The organism is Entomomonas sp. E2T0, from assembly GCF_025985425.1.
In the GTDB taxonomy this organism is placed as follows: domain Bacteria; phylum Pseudomonadota; class Gammaproteobacteria; order Pseudomonadales; family Pseudomonadaceae; genus Entomomonas.
This window is the reverse complement of the sequence record NZ_CP094972.1, coordinates 126,257-147,641: the sequence shown is the minus strand read 5'-3', so window position 1 is coordinate 147,641 and position 21,385 is coordinate 126,257. Positions and strand designations below refer to the sequence as shown.

Here is a 21,385-nt window from a genome sequence, read left to right as displayed (position 1 = left end):
ATAGTAAAAACTATCCTGTTCAGTAGCTATTAGTAGTGAATTTGTTTGATAAGTTGTTCTAATTGATCGTTGATACTATCAGGTTTGAGAATTAAGATATCACAATCTAAATCATCCAAAATAGCTTCTACCGTATTACCAATTAATACACCAGAAATACCAGTACGAGCAACTGTACCAATTACACAAACTGCGGCATCGAGGTCCTTCGCTGTTTGTGGAATAATAATATCAGCCGCCCCTGCAGCAAGATGAATATTTTCTTTGGTAAGAGCAGGGTATTGATCTTCAAATGCTTTGCATGCCGAAGTATATATTTCTTTGATTTCAGGCGTCATACCAGGAACATTAGAGTCTGGATGAATCTCTGAGAAAATAGGTGAGGGATATACACTAACTAGGTGCAAATTGCCTTCTGCAACACGGGTTAATGTATTGGCTAGTTTGACTATTACATCATGTAGTGCAATATGATTTTTATCAGGATTACCCAAATCAACAGCTGCTAATACAGAGCGACCTAACCAAGATCTATCTTGATTAACAATAAGAATAGGGCAAGGGCAGAGGCGTAATAGCTTCCAATCTTCGGGAGTAATAATGACACGTTTCAATGCACTATCAGCTAGGTGTGTTTTAATAACCAGGCCGCAACCTTGAGCTTTCTGAATAGTCACAACGGTATTATGGTAATTGTTATACCAAGCGATTTCTGAAGTGGCTTGAAAACCTTCTTCATGTAAATCATTTACTAGGCTAGTTAATAAATCAGCTTTCTTCTTGGACTCATTACATATGAGTAAATGCAATGATGCTTTCATTACCTTAGCAAACTCTTTAGCACGGGTAAGTACGGGATTATTATCATGTTTAGGGTCAATAATCACAAGGATGCTGTAAATGGTTTTCATAATCTATCCTAATTAAAGAGTTCTGGATGAGTTTATGTTTATACTATAAGCGTTTTTACGCGAGTTGAACACTGCTAAATACAAGGAAATAGTTTATTTATATTAAGCATATAATAATTAATAAATGTTTGTGAGTTCATTGGCTATTATATAATCAGCAAAATTTTGTGATGGTTTTTTTATGGATAAATTGTTTTTTGTGTTGGATAAGGTTGTACTTAATCGCCTAAATTTACCTGTTTTTGATAAAGCAGGTGTTGAGTTAGCCGTTTTACGATTAGATAAAACAGATTATTTAATTTCAGGCAATAAATGGTTTAAGCTTCAATACCATTTACATAAGGCAATTGACCAAAAAGCAAAAGGATTGTTAAGCGTTGGTGGTGCTCACTCTAACCATTTGCATTCTTTAGCAGCAGCTGGACAAAGATTAGGTTTTGCAACCGTTGGTTTAATCCGTGGTAATCCTGTGCAAACACCGACTGTTGTTGATTTGCAAGATTTTGGAATGACGCTGCATTGGTTGAGTTATGGTGAATTTCGTCGTCGCTATCAAGATGCTTTTTGGCAGGAGTGGGTAGAATGCTATCCTGATTATTATTTTGTTCCTGAAGGTGGCGGTGGTCTTTTGGGGGCACAAGGGTGCAAGATCATTCCTCAGATGATTAAGCAACAATTACTAACGATTGGTTGGGATGATTTTGACAGTATCTATTTAAGTGTGGGTACAGGTAGTACATTGGTGGGTATTATCTGGGGTAAAGAAAATAGGCATCAAGTAGTTGGTTGTCTGGCTGTACCTGATTGCTATCGTGTAGATAAACAAATTGAAGACTTGTTGGATGAGATTCCTATTAAAATTGCTAATTACCAATTACAATCAGCAGCTAGAAAAGGCTTTGGTCAAGCAGATCCAGAGTTATTAGACTTTATTAATGAGGTTGAGAAAACAACAGGTTTACCATTAGATCCTGTTTATACAGGGAAAACATTATTTTTTTTACAGCAGCAAGTACAGGCGGGGCATATTGCAAAAGGTACTCGTATTGTATTTATACATACAGGTGGTTTACAAGGAAGACGAGTATTGTTTGATAGCTGAGGAGCGACGGGATGCGTGTGTTAATCTTAGGTGGTTATGGAAACTTTGGGCAAATAATAGCACAGCATTTACATAAAATAGCTGGTATTCAGCTTATTATCGCAGGCAGAAATTTAGTAAAAGCACAACAGTTTGCAGGGAAGATAAACGCAGAGGCTATACAGTTGGATGCTAATCAAACAGATTTAGCTAATATTTTAAAACAACAACAAATTAATTTATTAATCTCCACAGCAGGCCCTTTTCAAGGACAAAATTATGCTGTGGCTAAAGCGGCTATTGAAGCGAACTCTCATTATATTGATTTGGCAGATGGTCGGGAGTTTGTGTGTGGTATTAATATATTACATGAGCAAGCTCAACAGCAAAATGTATTGGTTTGTGCTGGTGCTAGCTCTGTACCTGGTTTAAGTAGCGCTGTGATTAATGAGTTACTACCTGCTTTTTCAGAGTTACGAATAATAGAAATAGGCATTAGTACCTCTGAGAAAATACCTGGAAAATCTACTATTGAGGGGATGTTAGCTTATTGTGGTAAGCCTATTAAACAATGGGTTGATGGTGTGTGGCAAAATCGTTTTGGTTGGCAAAATTTATCCACACACCAGTTTTCAGAACCTGTAGGAAAACGCTCTGTAGCTGCTTGTGACGTTCCTGATTTAAGTTTATTTCCTGAATATTATAAAGGAGTTAATACCGTTACTTTTTCAGCAGGTACAGGCTTAAAACTTACTCATTATGGTACATGGTTTTTTTCTTGGTTGATTCGTTTCGGAATAATTAGAAAGCCCCAAAAATATGCAGCAATTTTGCACAAAAATTCATTAATATTAGAACGTTTCGGTGATGGTAATAGTGGTATGTATATTCAGCTGACAGGGTTGGATAAGAATAAAAAACCACTTAAATTAAGTTGGGAGCTTATTGCATCGGCTAATGATGGTGTAAATATCCCTTGTCTTTCTTCTGTCGCTTTAACTCGTAAATTATTAACTGATAAGCTAGTAGCTAGAGGTGCAATGTCTAGTATGGGGTTGCTAACGCTTGATGAATATTTAGCAGAGTTAGCAGGCTTACGTATAACAACTAAACTACATGAGTTATATCCCTTTAGCTAATTGTTTAGTAATTTCTGCGGCAGGAATAATATTACAGCCACTAGTGTTTTGGCTGGCCCATAAAGGAGTGAAGTCATTACTATCTTGTGATTCTGCTATTTGCCTGAGTGTCGCCATTGCTGGTGTAGCATAAGGGAAAGTAGGTGCTAGGGGGTTAAGTGCGCCAATTTCTTGAATAGCCTTATTTATAAGCGCCCGTGCAGGTTTTCCCGTAAAAATATTAGTGATAGCGGTGTGTTTAATTTCATCGGAAAGGATTGCCTGTCGATGCAGCAAACTGGTTTTTGCTTCAGGGCATAGTAAGTAACTGGTACCCACTTGTACGCCTGAAGCACCTAGTGTCATGGCTGCTTTCACGCAGTTAGCATTGGCTATCCCACCCGTAGCGATGACAGGAATATTTACTGCTTCAACAATCTGTGGTAGTAAAGCCATTGTGCCCATTTGTGTCATTAAATCATCAGTTAGAAACATACCACGGTGTCCGCCTGCTTCTAATCCTTGCGCAATAATAATGTCAGCACCATTGGCTTGTAGATAAAGTGCTTCTTCTATGGTAGTTGCTGTGGATAGAATGGTGGTTCCCCACTCTTTCAGTTGATCTAGTAAGTTTTTGTCAGGCAAACCAAAATGAAAACTAACTACTCTGGGTTTAAATTCAGTTAATACATCCAGTTGTTCTTGACTAAATGGACGACGATTGGCTTCAATCTTTATAGTAGTAGGATCAATCTCATATTTATTAAAAAAAGGAGCTAATTCTTTAAACCATGCGGCTTGTTGTTCGTGGTTAGGCTCAGTTATTTTGTGGCAAAAGAAATTTAGATTAATGGGATTTTTAGTTTGTTTTTCTATAGTGGTTAATTCTTTATGTAATTCTTCTACAGATAGCGTGGTACAGGGTAATGATCCTAAAGCGCCTGCATTACTAACAGCAATAGCTAGTTGGCTATCTTGCACACCAGCCATAGGAGCCTGAATGATTGGAATATTAACATCTAACAAGGTGATAATGTTTTTCATTGTAATTTCCCTGTTTAATAATTTTAGGTGGAGCTTACAGTAGTATATTATTTAATTGATGTCTAATTTTTTGTCTAAAGAAATTATATTTATAGTTTTTTATAATTGGATTTATAGTAATAATAAATTTTATTAAAAAATAGAGAGGAATATACTGTAATTAAGAATTATTCTTAATTGGAGTAAGAGAAATGATTAAGACTGTAACCTTTACTTGTATGCACTTTATTATCGCATTTAGTGTTGCTTATTTATTAACAGGAAGTATAGCTGTAGGTGGTTTGGTCGCATTGGTTGAACCATTATGTAATGCTGTTGGTTTTTATTTTCATGAGAAAGTATGGAATCGTATTAAAACAACTAAGGCAAAAAACATAGCGAGGGAAAATTATGAAGTTATCTCAGCTTAATATGGTATGTCATCACTATTATCGACAAACAGGACTAGAGCATAGTCCGTTTGCCGATAATCAATCAATTAACTATACATTATGGCTAGGCTCAAATGAGTTTGCTTGGGCTATATTCCATACATCAGAATAGAAAGGACTAGCAATTTGGCCTGATAATAATTCGCCTTGTTTTAAATAGTAATCAATATTTGAAAGTAGGCGAATTTCATTATCAGAAATACGTCTTGCCACATGATGTGGTTTTAATTCAGTGGGATGATTTAAACCAGTAGCGGCTAACATTTCAGCAAAGGCATGCAAAGTATTTTTATGGAAATGATACACACGTTCTGCTTTATCGGGCACAACCAGTGCATTTTGTCTGAGTGGGTCTTGGGTAGCAACACCTGTTGGGCATTTATTGGTATTACATGCTTGTGATTGAATACAACCAATGGCAAACATAAAACCACGTGCAGAGTTAACCCAATCCGCGCCCATTGCTAAGGCGCGAACAATATCAAAACCACTGATGATTTTACCACTGGCTGCAATTTTTATTTTATCTCGTAAATTAGTCCCTACTAAAATATTGTGGACAAAAGAAAGCCCTTGTCTTAGTGGTAACCCAATATGATCACTAAACTCAACAGGTGCATCACCTGTACCACCTTCTTTACCGTCTACAACAATAAAGTCAGGTAATATCTTAGTTTCTAACATGGCTTTTACAATAGCCGCAAATTCCCAAGGGTGACCAATACAAATTTTAAAACCAACAGGTTTGCCATCACTTAATTCACGCAATTGGGCAATAAACTGCATAAGTTCAAGAGGGGTTGAGAATGCACTATGGCAAGGAGGAGATATACAGTCTTGCCCCATAGGCACTTCACGAGTAGCAGCAATTTCAGCGGTTACTTTATCTTTGGGAAGCATTCCACCATGACCAGGTTTGGCACCTTGACTGAGTTTTACTTCAATCATTTTTATTTGTGGATTAGCTGCTTGTGCAGCGAAGCGCTCAGGGTTAAATTTACCATCATCTGTTCGGCAACCAAAGTAACCACTAGCTATTTGCCAAATTAGGTCACCACCATTTTCTTTGTGGTAGGCACTAAGCCCACCTTCACCAGAGTCATGGGCAAAATTACCTTTTTTAGCTCCTTTATTTAAAGCACGGATAGCATTAGCACTTAACGCCCCAAAACTCATGGCTGAGATATTTAGAAGAGAGGCTGAATAAGGTTGTTTACATTGGTCAGTACCAATAGTTACTCGGAAACTTTCAGGGTCTTGAATGGTGGCAGGTATAATCGAATGGCTAATAAACTCAAAGCCTGTTTTATAAATATCTTCTACTGTACCAAATGCTTTATTAGCATCTAAATTTTTTGCACGTCTATAAACTAAAGAGCGTTCTTGTCTACTAAAGGGTAGTGCTTCTGTATCGGATTCGATGAGATATTGGCGAATTTCTGGACGTATATATTCAATCATAAAGCGTATATGCCCTAGAATAGGGTAATTACGACAAACGGAATGTTTTGGTTGAAACAGGTCATAGATACCAATCAATGATAATACAGTCCCTATTAAAGTAAAGACCCATAACCAGTTATGGATCATAGCAAATGGGGCTGTAATTAGCGTAAATAAAATACAAAAAACAAAAAAACTGTAGCGGCTTAATTGTAAAGCTTTCATTAATATCTCACGGTAAATTGTAGTTAACTTTTATATTTAGCAAAATAAATAGGATTATACTAAATCATTGATTAACATTTGCTGATCAAAGACTAGTTAAAGAGTGTTAATTGGATATTAATATCTTTTAAATCAATTACACGAGTACCAATGCCTAATAGTCTAACGGGTTTATTGCCACGTTCAAAAGCTTGTTTAAGTAAGGTCTGATAACTTGTTAAGTCAAGAGGAGCACCTTGTTGTTCTAAGGTTGTTTGAGTAAAGTCATGGAATTTTACTTTAACAAAAGGTTTTCCTGTTTTATAACTGCTATCTAACCGTGCTATTCGATTGTTTAATTCGAGTATTAACTCAGGTAGTTTTGTAAGACAATGTTGCAAGTCGGGTAAATCTTCTTCGAAAGTACGCTCTACACTCACTGATTGACGACGGTGTGTTTTAACTGGACGATCATCTATACCTCTGGCAAGATGCCAAAGTCTTTCTCCAAAACTACTAAATTCTCGCAGTAGTTCTGAACGACTCCATTGTCTTAAATCATAGCAAGTGTTAATGCCTAATTGATTTAATTTAGCCGCTGTTACTTTGCCTACACCATGTAGTTTATGAACAGGTAAGTGAAGAATAAAGTCATCCATTTTCTCAGGTGTAATAACAAATAAGCCACTGGGTTTTTTCCAATCACTGGCAATTTTAGCTAAAAATTTATTGGGAGCTACACCTGCAGAGGCAGTAATACCAATTTCTTGTTGGATACGTTGTTGAATTATTTTGGCAATACGTGTAGCACTATTGTTATAGAGAGGGCTATCAGTAACATCAAGATAGGCTTCATCCAGTGATAGAGGCTCTATAATTGATGTGTAATCTTGAAATATTTGATGAATTTGTTTTGATACCGCACGGTAGACATCAAAACGTGGCCTAATAAAAAGTAAATCAGGGCAAAGCTTATAGGCTTTTTGGGATGACATAGCAGAGCGGATACCATAAGCTCTAGCTTCATAGTTACAAGTAGCTACCACTCCACGTTTGTCGGGTGTACCACCAACTGCAATAGGTTTGCCGACAAGTTTTGGATCATCACGCATCTCAATAGAAGCATAAAAACAATCACAATCGATATGAATGATTTTTTTTAAAGAGGAGTTGGTCATTAGCTAATTGTAAGTCAAAACATTAAAAGGAACTAAAAAAATCAATAGTGATATTTAATTAAATATAAAGCAATATAATTTAATAATAGAGCTAGTTATGGGATAAGCGCTATTGGTTATTTTAAGCTTTCTAATATAGCAAAGGTAGACTGTAAGCACTAACGTTCTACCTTTGTATTATAGGTTAAAGAAAAGGTATTTATTCGCGGTAATAATCATGACGATTACTGCCATCGAAAACAGCCTGTTTTAAGGCAACATTTCTTAAAAGCTATGCCCAGAACCACAAGGACAAGGATCATTGCGTCCTAGTTTTTCTTCTAAAACTTTATCGCCATGAACAGTGCGAACTAAGCCTCGTTTGACGTTGGTTTCTGATGGGAAGCCTTTGCGGCGTTTGCTGGTTGGCTCAAAAAAAGCCTTTATTGTTAAAAGTACTCATGATAGTTCTCCTTTTAGTAAGAGACTTAAATGTGATGTTAGCTACTTTTAGCTAACTGAATCATTATAATGGTTATTAGTTATTATATAAATGATATTATAATAACTTTAACAATCTAATTAATCGGCAAGGAATATTGATGACTGTGCCTTACTATATACAACCACAAGATGTTACTAAGCTATCAATATGGCAAGCATTAACTGAACATTATCAGTTAATGAAAAACTTTGATATGCGCCAAGCATTTGCTGAAAACTCTAAACGATTTCAAGAGTTTTCATTAGAGGGTTGTGAGTTACTGTTTGATTATTCTAAAAATTTGATTACTAAAGAAACCATACAATTATTAGTAAAGTTAGCTAATGATGTAGGTGTGGAGCAAGCAAGAGAAGATTTATTTTCAGGGAAATTTGTTAATGCTTCAGAGAATAGAGCAGCCTTACATACTGCACTAAGAAGACCTTATGGCGATCAAGTATTTATTAATGATGTAGATATTATGCCAGAGGTACATCAAGTTCTGCATCAAATGACAGAATTGGTTAATAGTATACATAATAAATTATGGCGTGGCTTTACAGAAAAGCCTATTACAGATGTAGTTAATATTGGTATTGGTGGTTCATTTTTAGGCCCGATGTTGGTATCTGAAGGATTGCTACCTTTTGCCCAGAAAGGAGTAACTTGCCATTATTTAGCGAATATTGATGGCAGTGAGTTTAGGGAAGTAGTTGCAGAATTAAATGCAGAAACGACACTATTTATTGTATCGAGTAAATCATTTGGTACGTTAGAGACATTAAAAAATGCTCAAGCAGCAAGATGTTGGTTTTTAGCCCAAGGTGGCTCAGAAAAAGATTTAGCAAGACATTTTATTGCAGTTTCTTCTAATGTAGAGGCTGCTGTTGAGTTCGGTATTGCTAAAGAAAATATTTTCCCTATGTGGGATTGGGTAGGGGGACGTTATTCCCTATGGTCAGCAATAGGTTTGCCCATTGCATTAAGTGTTGGCATGTCTAACTTTAAAGAGTTATTGGCTGGCGCTTATATGATGGATCAACACTTCTTAACGGCGCCTTTTGAAAAAAATATGCCTGTATTAATGGCATTGTTGGGCGTTTGGTATAGTAATTTCTTTGATGCGCAGAGCCATGCTATCTTACCTTATGACCATAATTTAAGAGATTTTGTAAGGCATCTACAACAATTAGATATGGAGTCTAATGGCAAAGGTGTACGTCAAGATGGTAGCCCTTTAACAATTGATAGTGGGCCTATTATATGGGGCGGTGTGGGCTGTAATGGACAGCATGCATATCATCAATTATTACATCAGGGAACACGGTTTATTTCTGTTGATTTTATTGTGCCTGTGGTCAGTGCTAATCCATTAAATAATCATCATCAATGGTTATATGCCAATTGTTTAAGTCAAAGTCAAGCATTGATGCTAGGTAAAAATAAACAACAAGTCGAGCAAGAGCTAAAAGAAAGAGGTTGTTCAGCAGAACAAATAGAAAAATTAGCACCTCATAAAGTTATTCTAGGTAATAGGCCTTCTAATACGCTAGTGTTAGAGCGTGTAAGCCCGCGTAGTTTAGGTGCATTAGTAGCCTTATATGAGCATAAAGTATTTGTGCAGAGTGTTATTTGGGGAATTAATGCATTTGATCAGTGGGGTGTAGAACTAGGTAAGGAGTTAGGGCTAGCTGTTTATAAAGGATTAACAGATTATCAACCTGTTCCTGCTGAGGATACTTCTACCCAAGGATTAATTAATTATTTCCGTAATCACCATAGAGGTTAGTGTAGCATTGCTATTATTAGTTAAATAACAAGAATATTATTTGTTATTTAACTATGTGTAGCTATTAATTCTAGTACGCCATTAATGACAAACTGTACACCCATACAGACCAGTAAAAATCCCATTAAGCGAGAGATAGCTTCTACACCACCTTTACCAATCCATTTCATAATAGTATTAGCACTGCGTAAGCATAACCATAAAAGAATAGATATGGTTAAGAAGATAAAGATAGGTGCTATTTTAAGTATGATAGGGGAAAAAGTAGCTTGCGTTTGGATTGTCGATGCACTACTAATGATCATTGCAATAGTTCCTGGGCCAGCTGTGCCTGGCATAGCAAGAGGAATAAAAGCAATACTATCTTTATTCTGAGTTTGTAGTTCAGCAACAGTTGATTTAGTAATGTCAAAGCCTATTTCTTTGGTGGGAAAAAGCATTTGAAAACCAATGAATGTAACAATTAAGCCCCCTGCAATACGTAAGCCAGGGATAGAAATACCAAGGGTATTCATGACTAACTGGCCGCCATAAAAAGCTACTATCATAATAATAAAAACATAAATGGCAGCCATTAATGCTTCGTGATTTATTTGTTTAGTGGTCATTCCTTGTGATAATCCTAACAGTAATGCAACTGCTGTAATAGGATTAGCTAATGGCAATAAAATGGCTAACCCAACACCTATCACTTGGAACAACTCGAGAATAGTAGACATGAAAAAGCCTTATAGTAATTTTCCAATGTATATTGATTATTATTGGTATTGTAACTGTTAAAAAGTAATTATGATTTTAAAGTTTTTTCATTATATTTAAAGCTACGTGGAAAGTAAGTAAGCACATCAGGATTAGTTAATCGATAAATTTGTGCAGGTCTGTTAGTGGCAGGTCGCATTTTGTTAGTTACAGGCTCCACTAAATTGGTGGCGAGAATACGTGTACGAAAAGAGCTTTTATCAAGGTGGCGGTCTAGTACTATTTCATAGACTTTTTGTAAGTCAGGTAAGGTAAACTCATCAGGTAGCAAATAAGCAGGCAATGAGGTGTATTCTACTTTTGCTTGTAATCGTTGAATGGCATTACTGAGTAATTCGTTATGGTCAAAAGCGAGTTGTTTTTGAATATTGTCATTTGTGATAGGAAACCAAGCAACTTCAGCTGCATTGCCACCCTGTTGTAAAATAACCTTATCAGCACTTAATAATGCAAAATAAACATGGGTAACAGACCAACCTCGAGGATCACGATCTTTACTACCCCATGCACCTACCTGTTCAAGGTAAGGACTATTAACATTAGTTTTTTCTTTTAATTTACGTAAAGCACAAGCATTTAAATCTTGATCAATAGTGACATCTAAAAAGCCACCAGGTAATGCCCAACAATTAGCAAAAGGTTCTTGTTCATCATTAGGTCGTTTAACCAGTAAAACCTGCAATTTGTCATCTTTAACTGTAAAAATAGCAATATCTACTGTTACTAGAGGGCGTACAATAAAATCTAAAAAGCCTGTAGGTTTTGATTTAGATGCTTGTTTTGACATGTTTATATTCTTTTATTAATTAGAAAACTATTAGTATTATAGTACAACTAATTAAGATTTAGATACTAATTAGTATTGATAGAGTTTTCATACTAAATAATTAACAATAGATTATTGTTAGTTCATTTTGTTAATAGGTCAAAATAGCTTCAGCTAGGGCAAGATCGGAAATATGATCCGCTACAGAATAGTTTTGACGAAGATGCTGTAAAGCTACTTCTAGATATACACCTAGTACTTTGCCATTTGTCCCTACAAAAGTGGCAGCATCATTTTGTGCTTGTTCAATAATTTTATCCCGCTTGGTAGTATCGGTGGATGCTGATGATCCTGATGTACCCGCTGTACTACCTGAGGTGGCAATGTTGTTAATGGCATTAGTGGTAGCACCAAATGCAAATACTTGTACTGAAAATAAACAACCTAACACAAGTAATAATAGTTGACGCATGTTTTACCCTTAGTGAATGAATAGTCTTTTTTAGTATAGCGCGTTTTTTAGAAATACAATATTAGCTATTAATGAATATAAGGTCTGCTTTGTAGAATAAATATTGTTCCTTGTTTTACAGCCCACTCTATATCTTGATCCTGAGAATTAAAAAGATATTTTATTTGTCGGGCTATTTTTGCTAGATTAACAATTAATTGCTCATTGAGTATTGATTGGTCACTATCCAAAGGCTGTTCTACAACCCCTCCATCTTTGGCCAATTTTAATGCCGTTTTTTCATCAGACAAAGAGAGCACTTGAATTGCTTTTGACCATGAAGAATACATCACTTGTTCAGCGATTGCTTTTCCCTCTACGACTTTAATGCCTAAACCATACTTGGCTGCAATATAAGTAATATAGGGTCTTGTCTTATTAAATGGGTCTCGTGTAATCATAACCCCAGCCTTATCTGTATCTATAGCGACTTGAATAAGTACACTCATTTTAATAAGGTCATCAGATAACCTTAATATTTGCCTTGTTTCATAGGCTTTATAGTTGTAGGTTGAAGCCCAAACAGTTTTAACAGCTTTCGCTAGGGATTCTCTATCAATCACATTAGCTACACTGGTATATAAACCAGCACTACTAAAGTTAGGTAAATCTTCAGAGTTAGAAGAGCTACGTACAAAGATAGCTTTACCTGCTAATTGGCCTTGCCATTGCTTAACCCATTCATTTAACAGTTTATTAGGAATAGGGGTATCAATAATTTGTTGTCGAAATAAAGCCAATTGATGTTGGCGGTATTGTGAGTTATTTTTAAATTGAGGTTGATTCTCTAATTGTGCAAGTTGTTTAAATAAACCATGTTGTTGCATAAATAGCTGGTATTGACCAAAAGGAATACAAAAACCATCAGGAATATTTATAGCAGGTAATTTATGAGAGATCTCACCTAAATTAGCGGCTTTACTACCACAATAAATACTATCTTTGATAGTGAGTGTTTTTAAGGGAAATAGTTTTAATTGAGTGGTGTTAGTATTAGTTTTGGCTACAGTAATTACTTTGGTGGCAACCACTGTTTGCTCACTAGCTTTAATAGTATAGTTAGAGGTATTAACTTGTAGTTCTATCCATTGGTTTTCATATTGCTTAAGTTCTTCAGCTGCATTTTTGATATAGGCATTAGGTATCTTCCAGCTTTTAGCAAGTAAGTTAACATGAGAAAGTACTGTGGAAGGTTGTTCAGTAATAATAGCTGCAACTGGCGGTAAAGCAATAGGTGTTTCTTTTAAAATAATAATGTCAGAGCTAGTTAAACTTGTTAAATCTTGTTCTGATGTAATTAGTTTTAATTTTCCTACAGCAGTTCCTTGATTTAGCGCCAAGAAACTTTGTTGTTGAATAAGTTGCTGTTGAGTGAAGTAATGGATATTAGCTTTTTTAGTTGTTTGTTCTTGAGTAGTAGAGTTTGTTTTAAAGACAACGGCATCAAAGAAAGTTTGTTTGATGAGTTGCTCCGTCAATTGCAGTTGTTCAGCAGAAAGTGTATCTCCTTCCCAAAACTCATAAGTATATTGTTTGATACTTTGTTGCCAGCTTAATGTACCTAGTAAGAAACGTCTTTTAGGGCTTAAATAATTAGTGTTGAGTTCTGTACGAGTTAGTTTTTTCTTAACAATTACTTGTTGTAAAAAGTTCTCATGGAGTTCATAAAAAGGGGTATTTAAATAATAAAGGTGATTATTATTTTTTAAATCAATAACAAAAAGTATATGAGGAATTTCATAAAGTGAGCCAAGTTCATAGGTTCTCGCCAATTGTTGGAAGATATTTTGATCCTTTATGGAGGAAATATAAGTTATTTTAGGCGTAGGTCGTTGATTTGCAACTGAGCGAGGTAGTAGATTTCCTATTTTTGATTGTTGATCGTAATAAGAGGGTTTGCGTGCAGTTTGTCCATATAAAGGAAATATTAGGTTAATTAAGAATAATGTTAGAAAACTGTAACGTAGCATGACCTTTACCAATTGTTAAAAATCCTTTATGGCAATTAATACTGTCTTAGTTTGCAAAATAAGACAATTCATTTTTTATTGTATAACTGCAACTTTAAGTCGTTATTAATAATTTAAATCTATTGAATAAGGGTTTTTCATGAATTTGCTTATTGTTGTTCATGTTCTATTAATTTTTCTGCAAAAAACTTGGTAATGATTATTCAACTTTAGTCAAGAAGGTGTGTATTTACTGATTTTTATGCAGATTGTACTTGACTGATGTTGCATTGGTTTCTATAGTGTGCATAAGTGGTGTAAAGTGGTGAAAAAGGGTATAAAGTGGTTAAATAATCTCTTTTAGTGGTAAAGAAAGTAAAAATGAGGATTAAATAATTGTTTCGCGGAGCTAATGCAGTCAGTTTAGACGCTAAAGGTCGTGTAGCGATGCCTAGTCGGTATCGTGACGAGCTAAGTGTGCGCTGCTCTGGTAAGCTTATTGTAACAGTTGATGCTGTTGATCCTTGTTTAAATATTTATCCATTACCTGAGTGGGAGTTAATTGAGAATAAGCTCCGCCAAATGCCTTCTTTACGTGAAGAAACCCGTCGTTTACACCGTACTTTGATTGGTAGTGCTCAAGATGTTGAGTTGGATGGTAATGGTCGTTTTTTAATACCTCCTCGTTTAAGAGTACGAGCAGAGTTGGATAAGAAAGTTGTTTTAGTAGGACAACTGAATAAGTTTCAACTTTGGGATGAAGATACATGGAATGCTATTGAATTAGATGATATGGCAGCCATAAAAGAAGCTGGTGGTTTACCAGAAGAATTACGTGACTTAATTTTATAACGACCATGACAACACAAAATTTTACTCATACAACGGTGTTGTTGAATGAAGCCGTTGAACAGCTAGCCATAATGGCAGATGGTTGTTATGTGGATGGTACTTTTGGTCGTGGCGGGCATAGCCGATTGATCCTTAGTCGGTTAGGTAAGCAAGGTCAGTTAATAGGATTTGATAAAGATCCACTTGCCATTAATACAGGAAATTTATTAATGGCTGAGGAAAAACGTTTTTCTATTATTCAAAATTCTTTTGCAGCAATGAAAGAAGAGTTAGAAAAGCGTGGTTTAGCAGGGAAGGTATCAGGAGTTTTATTAGATTTAGGTGTTTCATCACCACAGTTAGATGATGCAGGTCGTGGCTTTAGTTTTAATCAAGATGGTCCATTAGATATGCGAATGAATCCTCTGTCAGGTGTCAGCGCTAAAGATTGGATAGCATCAGCCAGTGAAGATGAAATTAGCCGAGTACTTAAAGAGTATGGTGAAGAGCGTTTCGCTAAAAGAATGGCGAGAGCGGTTGTTCAGAGAAGGGAAGTCAAACCATTTGAGCGGACATTAGATTTAGCTGAAGTTATAACAGTAGCTAATCCTGCTTGGGAAAAAGGTAAACATCCAGCGACTCGTGCATTTCAAGCAATTCGTATCTTTGTAAATAATGAGTTAAGCGATTTAGAACACGGTTTACAAGCAGCACTTGATGTACTAGCAGTTGGTGGTCGATTAGTGGTAATTAGCTTTCATTCATTGGAAGATCGTATTGTAAAGCAATTTATGCGGAAGCAGGTAAAAGGTGAAAAAGACCAATTACCAAGGGATTTACCAATACAGGTAGAACCTTTTGAGGCAAAGTTACACATAATTGGTAAGCCAATTTATGCTAGTGAGCAGGAAGTAAAAAATAATCCTCGCTCTCGTAGTGCTGTATTAAGAACTGCAGAGAAGTTAAGGTAATGGATAAAAAGCAAAGTGCCATGCCAAAAGGTAGTTTATTAATGCTAATACTTTTTATTGCTGTATTGGTTTCAGCAGTAATGGTTATTTATACCAGTCATAAAAATAGACAACTGCTTAATGAGCTTTATCAAAATATGTGCCTTTACAATAAGGCGCAAGCAGATTGGGGCAGATTAATTTTAGAGCAAAGTACTTGGACGGCTTATAGCCGTGTTGAGAAAATAGCAGTTAATCAGTTAACCATGCATATTCCTGTCCCAAATGACGTAAGGATAATAGGCCAATGACAGCCAATGAAAATAGTTATCCAGGGCGTTTCAAATTTGTATTAGTGTTATTGGCACTGATGGTGGGAGCTATTGTTTGGAAATTGCTCGATCGTCATGTTATTAATAATGAGTTTCTTAAACTTCAGGGTGATTTAAGATCTGTACGCTACATGCCGATTTCTGCTCATCGTGGTATGATTACTGATCGCAATGGCCAATACCTTGCAGTAAGTACACCTGTTATTACTTTATGGGCTAATCCTAAAGAATTGTCACAGATGCCAGATGAGTGGCCTAAATTGGCAAGAGCATTAGGGCAAGATGTTAAAACATTATCAGAAAAAATTAAAAAGAATGATGATAGGGAGTTTATTTATCTTGCTAGGGGGTTAGACCCTGATAAGGGAAATGAGATCTTAAAACAAGATTTTACTGGCGTATACTCCCTTGAGGAGTATCGTCGTTTTTACCCTGCAGGAGATACAGTTTCTCATTTAATTGGTTTTACTGATATCGATGATAAAGGTAGAGAAGGGGTTGAGCTTGCTTATGATGGTTGGTTAACAGGCGTTTCTGGAAAGCGTGAAGTATTAAAAGACCGTCGTGGCCATTTAATTAAAGATTTACAAATAGTAAGCCATGCTAAACCAGGTAAGCAAATTCAGTTATCAATTGACTTAAGATTGCAATATCTTGCTATTCGTGAGCTGCATTATGCGATGGAAGAATATGGTGCTAATTCAGCTAGTTTAGTATTGATTGATATTAAAACAGGTGAAATTTTAGCATTAGCTAATCAACCTACTTATAACCCTAATAATCGTAGCCAGTTAAAACCAGAAGAAATACGTAATCGCGCGATGCTAGACGCGTTTGAGCCTGGTTCAACAGTAAAGCCTTTTTCCATGGCAGCAGCTTTAGCAACAGGACGTTGGAAGCCAGAAGATACTGTCAATGTTACAGGTGGGCAGTTAAAAGTTGGACACTATACAATTAAAGATGTATCGCGAGCTACTATTTTAGATTTAACAGGTGTTTTAAAGAAATCTAGTAATATTGGGATGAGTAAGATTGCCTTTGATATTGGTGCTGAACCCATTTATGAAACAATGAGAAAAGTAGGCTTTGGTGAAACTACAGGCTTAGGATTTCCAGGTGAATCAACAGGTTCTTTACCTGTTCACCGTAAGTGGGGACCAGCAGAAACGGCTACTTTATCCTATGGTTATGGTCTTTCAGTAACACCCATGCAGTTAGCTCATGCATATGCAACGTTAGCTAATAATGGTGTCAGTTTACCTCTTTCTTTGGTTAAGAGACATGAAGTTCCAGTAGGAACACAAGCTATTGATCCTAATATATCTAAAACTGTGCTTAAAATGTTACAGGCTGTAGTTGAAGATGAGGGTGGTGTGTTTAGAGCGCGTGTTAATGGCTATCACATAGCTGGTAAAAGTGGTACAGCAAGAAAAACTATTGTCAATAAGGGGTATGGTGAAAATCATTATCGCTCGTTCTTTGCAGGCATAGCACCAGCAAGTAATCCAAGATTTGCAATGGTGGTAGTGATTGATGAACCAACTAAAGTTGGCTATTTTGGTGGCCTGATAGCAGCTCCTGTTTTCAGTAAAGTGATGTCTGGCACATTGCGGATGATGAATATTACTCCTGATAATTTATTGGCGAGTGATCAATCTATCGCACAGTTTTCTAACTCAAGGAGGTAATGATGTTACTTAATCAGTTATTACCTCAAGTACAAAAGCCTATTGAAATAACAGGGCTTAAGTTAGATAGCAGAATGGTGCAGCAGGGTGACTTATTCCTTGCTGTCAAGGGTACTCAGCAAGATGGTAGAGACTATATTGAACAGGCTCTCCACAAGGGTGCATTAACTATCGTATATGATCCTGAAGATTATCAGTTAGCAGATTCTATAGTTAATCAGCACCCTTACGCTGAGTTTATTGCAGTAAAAAAATTACAATACCATGTATCTGATATTGCAGGTCGTTTCTATGGTGAACCAGCAAACCTATTACGTTTGATAGGTGTTACAGGTACTAACGGTAAAACAACAGTTACTCAACTAATTGCTCAAGCATTAGATTTGTTAAATGAACCTTGTGGCATTATAGGTACATTGGGTACAGGATTTTGGCAAAGATTACAGCAGGGTAAACAAACAACACCAGATGCGATTAGTGTTCAAGCTAGTTTAGCTAAGTTATTACAAGAAGGCGCTAAAGCCGTTGCTTTAGAGGTTTCTTCCCATGGTTTAGATCAAGGACGTGTTGCAGCATTACCCTTTAAAGTGGCCGTGTTTACTAATTTAACAAGAGATCACTTAGATTATCATGAAACATTAGAAAACTATGCTGCTGCTAAAGCTAAGCTTTTTGCTTGGGATAGTTTACAAGCCAGAGTAATTAATCAAGATGATACTTATGGTAAGCAGCTAGTAAACCAAAATAATCATAAAGAGTTACTTACTTATAGTATTGAAGATACAACCGCTGATTTGCACTGTACTAATATTTTATTCAATGAGCGGGGTGTTACAGCTAACTTAGTTTCACCACAAGGAACAGGTTTGTTACAGAGTCAGCTTATTGGACATTTTAATTTAAGTAATGTGCTAGCGGTTGTTGGTAGTTTGTTAGGGTTAGGCTATGAGTTTGCCAAAGTATTGACGATAGTGCCACAGTTAAAAGCGCCTGCTGGCAGAATGCAATGTTTGGGTGGTAATGAAAAACCTTTAGTCATTGTGGATTATGCACATACGCCAGATGCTTTAGAGCAAGTCTTAACAGCATTAAAGCCCCATGTTAAAGGTAAATTATGGTGTGTCTTTGGTTGTGGTGGTAGTAGAGATAAAGGCAAGCGTCCACTTATGGCAGCCATTGCTGAAAGATTAGCAGACCAAGTAGTGGTAACAGACGATAATCCTCGTGAAGAGATAAGCAGTGCCATTATTAATGATATTTTAAAAGGCTTTAATAGTACCCAGTCAGTACAAACTATTGCTGATAGACAACAAGCTATTTTACAAACTATAGCTCAAGCAAAATCAGACGATGTAGTATTAATAGCAGGTAAAGGCCACGAAGATTATCAGGAGATAAATGGTGAGCGCAGCCATTTCTCTGATACAGAACAGGCTAACCAAGCATTAAAGACTTGGGAGAATAAATAATATGATTAAACCAATGTCACTCGCACAGTTAGCAACTTTATTAGAAGTTACATTGATTGGTGATAGTGTAAGTTTTGATGCTGTGTCAATTGATAGTAGAACCATTAATAAAGGTGAGTTATTTATTGCTATCTCTGGTGAAAATTTTGATGGTCATGATTATGTGGCTAAAGCGGCTGAAAATGGTGCCGTTGCTGCTATGGTTGAATGTCCCGTGGATGAGGTGAATATTCCACAATTAGTTGTTGGCAATACTAGATTGGCCTTAGGGAAACTGGGTGCATTGAATCGACAAGCTTTTCAAGGAAAAGTAATTGGTATTACAGGTTCTAGCGGTAAAACAACCGTTAAAGAGTTTGTTGCAAGTATTTTAAGTAAACAGGGAACTGTACATGCTACTCAAGGTAATCTAAATAATGATTTAGGAGTACCTTTAACATTATTGCAATTAACAGCAGAACATGAATTTGCTGTTATTGAGATGGGTGCTTCAGCAATAGGTGAAATTAGCTATAGTGTTAATTTAGTAAAACCTGATGTTTCGGTATTAAATAATGCTAGTAATGCCCATGTTGGTAAGTTTGGTAGTTTAGAAAATATTATTGAAGCCAAAGGTGAAATTATTGATGGTTTAGATGCTAATGGAACAGCCATTCTTAATTTAGATGATCCTTCTTTTGCTATTTGGAAAAAACGAGCAGGGCAACGTAAGGTGATTAGCTTTGCTAAACAAAATAACCAAGCTGATTTTTATTCAAGTGATTTAAGTCGTAATAGAAATGGTTGCCAATCTTTTACTTTGCATAGTCCTGTTGGTGAAATGGATATTCAATTAAATGTTTTAGGGCAACATAATGTTAGTAATGCATTAGCTGCGGCAGCTGCTTGTTATGCAATAGATATTGACTTAGCAGTTATTAAAGAAGGTTTAAATGCACAGCTATCTGTAAAAGGGCGCACTAATACTTTCTTAGCATTAGGTGGCGCACGTGTTATTGATGATAGTTACAATGCCAGTCCTGCTTCAGTAAAAGCTGCAATTGATTTATTAGCGGAGTTTACGGGTAGAAAAATACTGGTATTAGGTGATATGGGTGAGCTAGGCCAATGGGCTGAGCAAACTCATCAGCAAATAGGTGATTATGCTAAAGATAAAGTTGATATTTTATATGCCATAGGGCCATTAACTACATTTGCAGTTAAAGCATTTGGTGATAAGGCTTATCATTTTGAAACTAAAGAAGAGTTATTAAAAGCATTGGTTGTTCACGATGATGTGAACAATATAATTTTGGTAAAAGGATCACGTAGTATGGGGATGGAAACATTGGTTAGTAACCTTTGTGGTTCTGCAGAAGGAATTCATTAATGTTAGTTTGGTTATTTAGTTTCTTACAAGAAAATGTGCACTCAGGATTTGGAGCATTTCTATATCAATCTACACGAAGCATTATGGCTGTGTTAACTGCTTTATTATTAGCTTTATTTTTAGGGCCTTGGATGATTCGCACTTTAAAGAATCTGCAAATTGGTCAAGTAGTACGTGAAGAAGGTGTTAAAGAGCATTTATCAAAAACGGGTACACCTACCATGGGAGGTGTGTTGATTTTAAGTTCTATTACTATCAGTACATTATTATGGGCAAACTTAGCCAATAAATATGTATGGGTAGTTATTGTTGTTACTTTGTTATTTGGTGCTATTGGCTGGGTTGATGATTATCGTAAAGTGATAGAAAAAAATACCAAAGGATTACCGAGCCGTTGGAAGTATTTTTGGCAGTCAATATTTGCCTTAGGGATTGCTATATTTTTATATGTAACAGCAGCCAAGGGCTCACAAGATACCTCTTTATATTTACCTTTTTTAAAACATGGTATTTATCCATTAGGGATGTTTTTTATTGTATTTGCTTACTTTGTCATTGTGGGTACTAGTAATGCGGTCAATTTAACAGATGGTTTAGATGGTTTAGCTATTATGCCTACTGTATTGGTAGGTGGTGCATTAGGTATTTTCTGTTATTTGTCAGGTAATATGCAATTTGCCAAATATTTATTAATACCTTATGTACATGGTTCAGGTGAGTTAGTTGTTTTTTGTGCTGCTATGATTGGTGCAGGTTTAGGTTTTCTTTGGTTTAACACTTATCCAGCACAAGTATTTATGGGTGATGTAGGCTCATTAGCATTAGGTGCTGCGTTAGGCACTATTGCGGTGATCGTTCACCAAGAGATTGTATTATTTATTATGGGCGGTGTTTTTGTGATGGAAACATTATCAGTCATTATCCAAGTAGCCTCTTTCAAATTAACAGGAAAGCGTGTTTTTAGAATGGCGCCCATTCATCATCATTTTGAGTTAAAAGGTTGGCCAGAACCACGTGTGATAGTGAGATTCTGGATTATTACGGTAATTTTAGTATTGATTGGTTTAGCTACCTTAAAGATAAGGTAATAGAGTTTTTT

20 protein-coding genes are annotated in these 21,385 nt (G+C 36.1%); 11 read left to right on the top strand and 9 right to left on the bottom strand.

Annotated elements, in window-relative coordinates:
* Nucleotides 1–29 precede the first annotated feature (29 nt).
* Nucleotides 30–911 (bottom strand): universal stress protein, encoded by an 882-nt coding sequence (locus MTZ49_RS00725; protein WP_264746524.1) that lies wholly within the window; start codon nucleotides 909–911, stop codon nucleotides 30–32.
* 181 nt (nucleotides 912–1,092) lie between these two features.
* Between MTZ49_RS00725 and MTZ49_RS00720 the strand changes: the two genes are divergently transcribed.
* Nucleotides 1,093–2,013, top strand: a complete 921-nt coding sequence (locus tag MTZ49_RS00720) for a 1-aminocyclopropane-1-carboxylate deaminase/D-cysteine desulfhydrase (RefSeq protein WP_264746523.1) — start codon at nucleotides 1,093–1,095, stop codon at nucleotides 2,011–2,013.
* An 11-nt stretch (nucleotides 2,014–2,024) separates the two neighbouring features.
* A complete protein-coding gene (locus tag MTZ49_RS00715; protein ID WP_264746522.1) occupies nucleotides 2,025–3,131 on the top strand; it encodes a saccharopine dehydrogenase family protein in 1,107 nt (368 codons plus the stop codon).
* Here MTZ49_RS00715 and MTZ49_RS00710 read toward each other — a convergent pair.
* Complete coding sequence (locus tag MTZ49_RS00710) at nucleotides 3,114–4,154, bottom strand: NAD(P)H-dependent flavin oxidoreductase (protein WP_264746521.1); 1,041 nt, start codon at nucleotides 4,152–4,154, stop codon at nucleotides 3,114–3,116. The genes MTZ49_RS00715 and MTZ49_RS00710 overlap by 18 nt on opposite strands.
* Nucleotides 4,155–4,345: 191 nt before the next feature.
* On the opposite strand from MTZ49_RS00710, the gene MTZ49_RS00705 reads away from it, so the two are divergent.
* The gene (locus MTZ49_RS00705; RefSeq protein WP_264746520.1) at nucleotides 4,346–4,564 is read left to right on the top strand and encodes a DUF2061 domain-containing protein; all 219 of its coding nucleotides are present in this window, start codon (nucleotides 4,346–4,348) and stop codon (nucleotides 4,562–4,564) included.
* A gap of 72 nt (nucleotides 4,565–4,636) precedes the next feature.
* Here the strand turns inward: MTZ49_RS00705 and MTZ49_RS00700 are convergent, their stop codons facing one another.
* The 3 genes from MTZ49_RS00700 to MTZ49_RS15775 form a co-directional block, all read right to left on the bottom strand.
* Nucleotides 4,637–6,253, bottom strand: coding sequence for an FMN-binding glutamate synthase family protein (locus tag MTZ49_RS00700; RefSeq protein ID WP_264746519.1), 1,617 nt, complete (start codon nucleotides 6,251–6,253; stop codon nucleotides 4,637–4,639).
* Nucleotides 6,254–6,345: 92 nt separating this feature from the next.
* Complete coding sequence (dinB, locus tag MTZ49_RS00695) at nucleotides 6,346–7,410, bottom strand: DNA polymerase IV (RefSeq protein ID WP_264746518.1); 1,065 nt, start codon at nucleotides 7,408–7,410, stop codon at nucleotides 6,346–6,348.
* A gap of 264 nt (nucleotides 7,411–7,674) precedes the next feature.
* Nucleotides 7,675–7,836, bottom strand: a complete 162-nt coding sequence (locus MTZ49_RS15775) for an SEC-C metal-binding domain-containing protein (RefSeq protein ID WP_413774181.1) — start codon at nucleotides 7,834–7,836, stop codon at nucleotides 7,675–7,677.
* A 161-nt stretch (nucleotides 7,837–7,997) separates the two neighbouring features.
* Between MTZ49_RS15775 and pgi the strand changes: the two genes are divergently transcribed.
* A complete protein-coding gene (gene pgi, locus MTZ49_RS00690; protein ID WP_264747798.1) occupies nucleotides 7,998–9,662 on the top strand; it encodes a glucose-6-phosphate isomerase in 1,665 nt (554 codons plus the stop codon).
* Nucleotides 9,663–9,709: 47 nt separating this feature from the next.
* On the opposite strand, the gene MTZ49_RS00685 is transcribed toward pgi, so the two are convergent.
* The 4 genes from MTZ49_RS00685 to MTZ49_RS00670 form a co-directional block, all read right to left on the bottom strand.
* On the bottom strand, nucleotides 9,710–10,372 hold the full coding sequence (locus MTZ49_RS00685) for a MarC family NAAT transporter (RefSeq protein WP_264747797.1): 663 nt from the start codon (nucleotides 10,370–10,372) through the stop codon (nucleotides 9,710–9,712).
* 77 nt (nucleotides 10,373–10,449) lie between these two features.
* Complete coding sequence (locus tag MTZ49_RS00680) at nucleotides 10,450–11,208, bottom strand: NUDIX hydrolase (RefSeq protein ID WP_264746517.1); 759 nt, start codon at nucleotides 11,206–11,208, stop codon at nucleotides 10,450–10,452.
* Nucleotides 11,209–11,338: 130 nt separating this feature from the next.
* Nucleotides 11,339–11,659: a DUF2388 domain-containing protein gene (locus MTZ49_RS00675; RefSeq protein ID WP_264746516.1), complete on the bottom strand. Its 321-nt coding sequence runs from the start codon at nucleotides 11,657–11,659 to the stop codon at nucleotides 11,339–11,341.
* Nucleotides 11,660–11,727: 68 nt separating this feature from the next.
* The gene (locus MTZ49_RS00670; RefSeq protein WP_264746515.1) at nucleotides 11,728–13,668 is read right to left on the bottom strand and encodes a PEP/pyruvate-binding domain-containing protein; all 1,941 of its coding nucleotides are present in this window, start codon (nucleotides 13,666–13,668) and stop codon (nucleotides 11,728–11,730) included.
* Nucleotides 13,669–14,043: 375 nt separating this feature from the next.
* On the opposite strand from MTZ49_RS00670, the gene mraZ reads away from it, so the two are divergent.
* The 7 genes from mraZ to mraY are packed head-to-tail and all read left to right on the top strand — an operon-like array spanning nucleotide 14,044 to nucleotide 21,374.
* Complete coding sequence (gene mraZ / locus MTZ49_RS00665; protein ID WP_264746514.1) at nucleotides 14,044–14,499, top strand: division/cell wall cluster transcriptional repressor MraZ; 456 nt, start codon at nucleotides 14,044–14,046, stop codon at nucleotides 14,497–14,499.
* Nucleotides 14,500–14,504: 5 nt separating this feature from the next.
* Entirely contained in the window at nucleotides 14,505–15,449 is a 945-nt protein-coding gene (rsmH, locus tag MTZ49_RS00660) for a 16S rRNA (cytosine(1402)-N(4))-methyltransferase RsmH (RefSeq protein ID WP_264746513.1), read from the top strand.
* On the top strand, nucleotides 15,449–15,739 hold the full coding sequence (gene ftsL, locus MTZ49_RS00655) for a cell division protein FtsL (protein ID WP_264746512.1): 291 nt from the start codon (nucleotides 15,449–15,451) through the stop codon (nucleotides 15,737–15,739). The genes rsmH and ftsL overlap by 1 nt, the downstream gene beginning before the upstream one ends.
* Entirely contained in the window at nucleotides 15,736–17,448 is a 1,713-nt protein-coding gene (locus MTZ49_RS00650) for a peptidoglycan D,D-transpeptidase FtsI family protein (protein WP_264746511.1), read from the top strand. The genes ftsL and MTZ49_RS00650 overlap by 4 nt, the downstream gene beginning before the upstream one ends.
* A gap of 2 nt (nucleotides 17,449–17,450) precedes the next feature.
* Nucleotides 17,451–18,917 carry a UDP-N-acetylmuramoyl-L-alanyl-D-glutamate--2,6-diaminopimelate ligase gene (gene murE, locus MTZ49_RS00645; protein ID WP_264747796.1) on the top strand — a complete coding sequence of 489 codons (1,467 nt, stop codon included), beginning with the start codon at nucleotides 17,451–17,453 and terminating at the stop codon, nucleotides 18,915–18,917.
* Between the two features lies 1 nt (nucleotide 18,918).
* Entirely contained in the window at nucleotides 18,919–20,286 is a 1,368-nt protein-coding gene (locus MTZ49_RS00640; RefSeq protein ID WP_264746510.1) for a UDP-N-acetylmuramoyl-tripeptide--D-alanyl-D-alanine ligase, read from the top strand.
* Nucleotides 20,286–21,374, top strand: coding sequence for a phospho-N-acetylmuramoyl-pentapeptide-transferase (gene mraY, locus MTZ49_RS00635; RefSeq protein ID WP_264746509.1), 1,089 nt, complete (start codon nucleotides 20,286–20,288; stop codon nucleotides 21,372–21,374). Before MTZ49_RS00640 ends, mraY begins: the two co-directional genes overlap by 1 nt.
* Nucleotides 21,375–21,385: the final 11 nt, after the last annotated feature.

Excerpts from the sequence above, each read along its gene's own strand:
- ftsL (WP_264746512.1), top strand. The coding sequence starts at position 15,449 with ATGGATAAAAAGCAAAGTGCCATGCCAAAAGGTAGTTTATTAATGCTA.
- MTZ49_RS00715 (WP_264746522.1), top strand. The coding sequence starts at position 2,025 with ATGCGTGTGTTAATCTTAGGTGGTTATGGAAACTTTGGGCAAATAATA.
- mraY (WP_264746509.1), top strand. The coding sequence starts at position 20,286 with ATGTTAGTTTGGTTATTTAGTTTCTTACAAGAAAATGTGCACTCAGGA.
- MTZ49_RS00670 (WP_264746515.1), bottom strand. The coding sequence starts at position 13,668 with ATGCTACGTTACAGTTTTCTAACATTATTCTTAATTAACCTAATATTT.
- MTZ49_RS00675 (WP_264746516.1), bottom strand. The coding sequence starts at position 11,659 with ATGCGTCAACTATTATTACTTGTGTTAGGTTGTTTATTTTCAGTACAA.
- MTZ49_RS00680 (WP_264746517.1), bottom strand. The coding sequence starts at position 11,208 with ATGTCAAAACAAGCATCTAAATCAAAACCTACAGGCTTTTTAGATTTT.
- MTZ49_RS00710 (WP_264746521.1), bottom strand. The coding sequence starts at position 4,154 with ATGAAAAACATTATCACCTTGTTAGATGTTAATATTCCAATCATTCAG.
- MTZ49_RS00705 (WP_264746520.1), top strand. The coding sequence starts at position 4,346 with ATGATTAAGACTGTAACCTTTACTTGTATGCACTTTATTATCGCATTT.
- murE (WP_264747796.1), top strand. The coding sequence starts at position 17,451 with ATGTTACTTAATCAGTTATTACCTCAAGTACAAAAGCCTATTGAAATA.
- MTZ49_RS00640 (WP_264746510.1), top strand. The coding sequence starts at position 18,919 with ATGATTAAACCAATGTCACTCGCACAGTTAGCAACTTTATTAGAAGTT.
- MTZ49_RS00725 (WP_264746524.1), bottom strand. The coding sequence starts at position 911 with ATGAAAACCATTTACAGCATCCTTGTGATTATTGACCCTAAACATGAT.
- MTZ49_RS00720 (WP_264746523.1), top strand. The coding sequence starts at position 1,093 with ATGGATAAATTGTTTTTTGTGTTGGATAAGGTTGTACTTAATCGCCTA.
- MTZ49_RS00650 (WP_264746511.1), top strand. The coding sequence starts at position 15,736 with ATGACAGCCAATGAAAATAGTTATCCAGGGCGTTTCAAATTTGTATTA.
- MTZ49_RS00700 (WP_264746519.1), bottom strand. The coding sequence starts at position 6,253 with ATGAAAGCTTTACAATTAAGCCGCTACAGTTTTTTTGTTTTTTGTATT.
- dinB (WP_264746518.1), bottom strand. The coding sequence starts at position 7,410 with ATGACCAACTCCTCTTTAAAAAAAATCATTCATATCGATTGTGATTGT.
- rsmH (WP_264746513.1), top strand. The coding sequence starts at position 14,505 with ATGACAACACAAAATTTTACTCATACAACGGTGTTGTTGAATGAAGCC.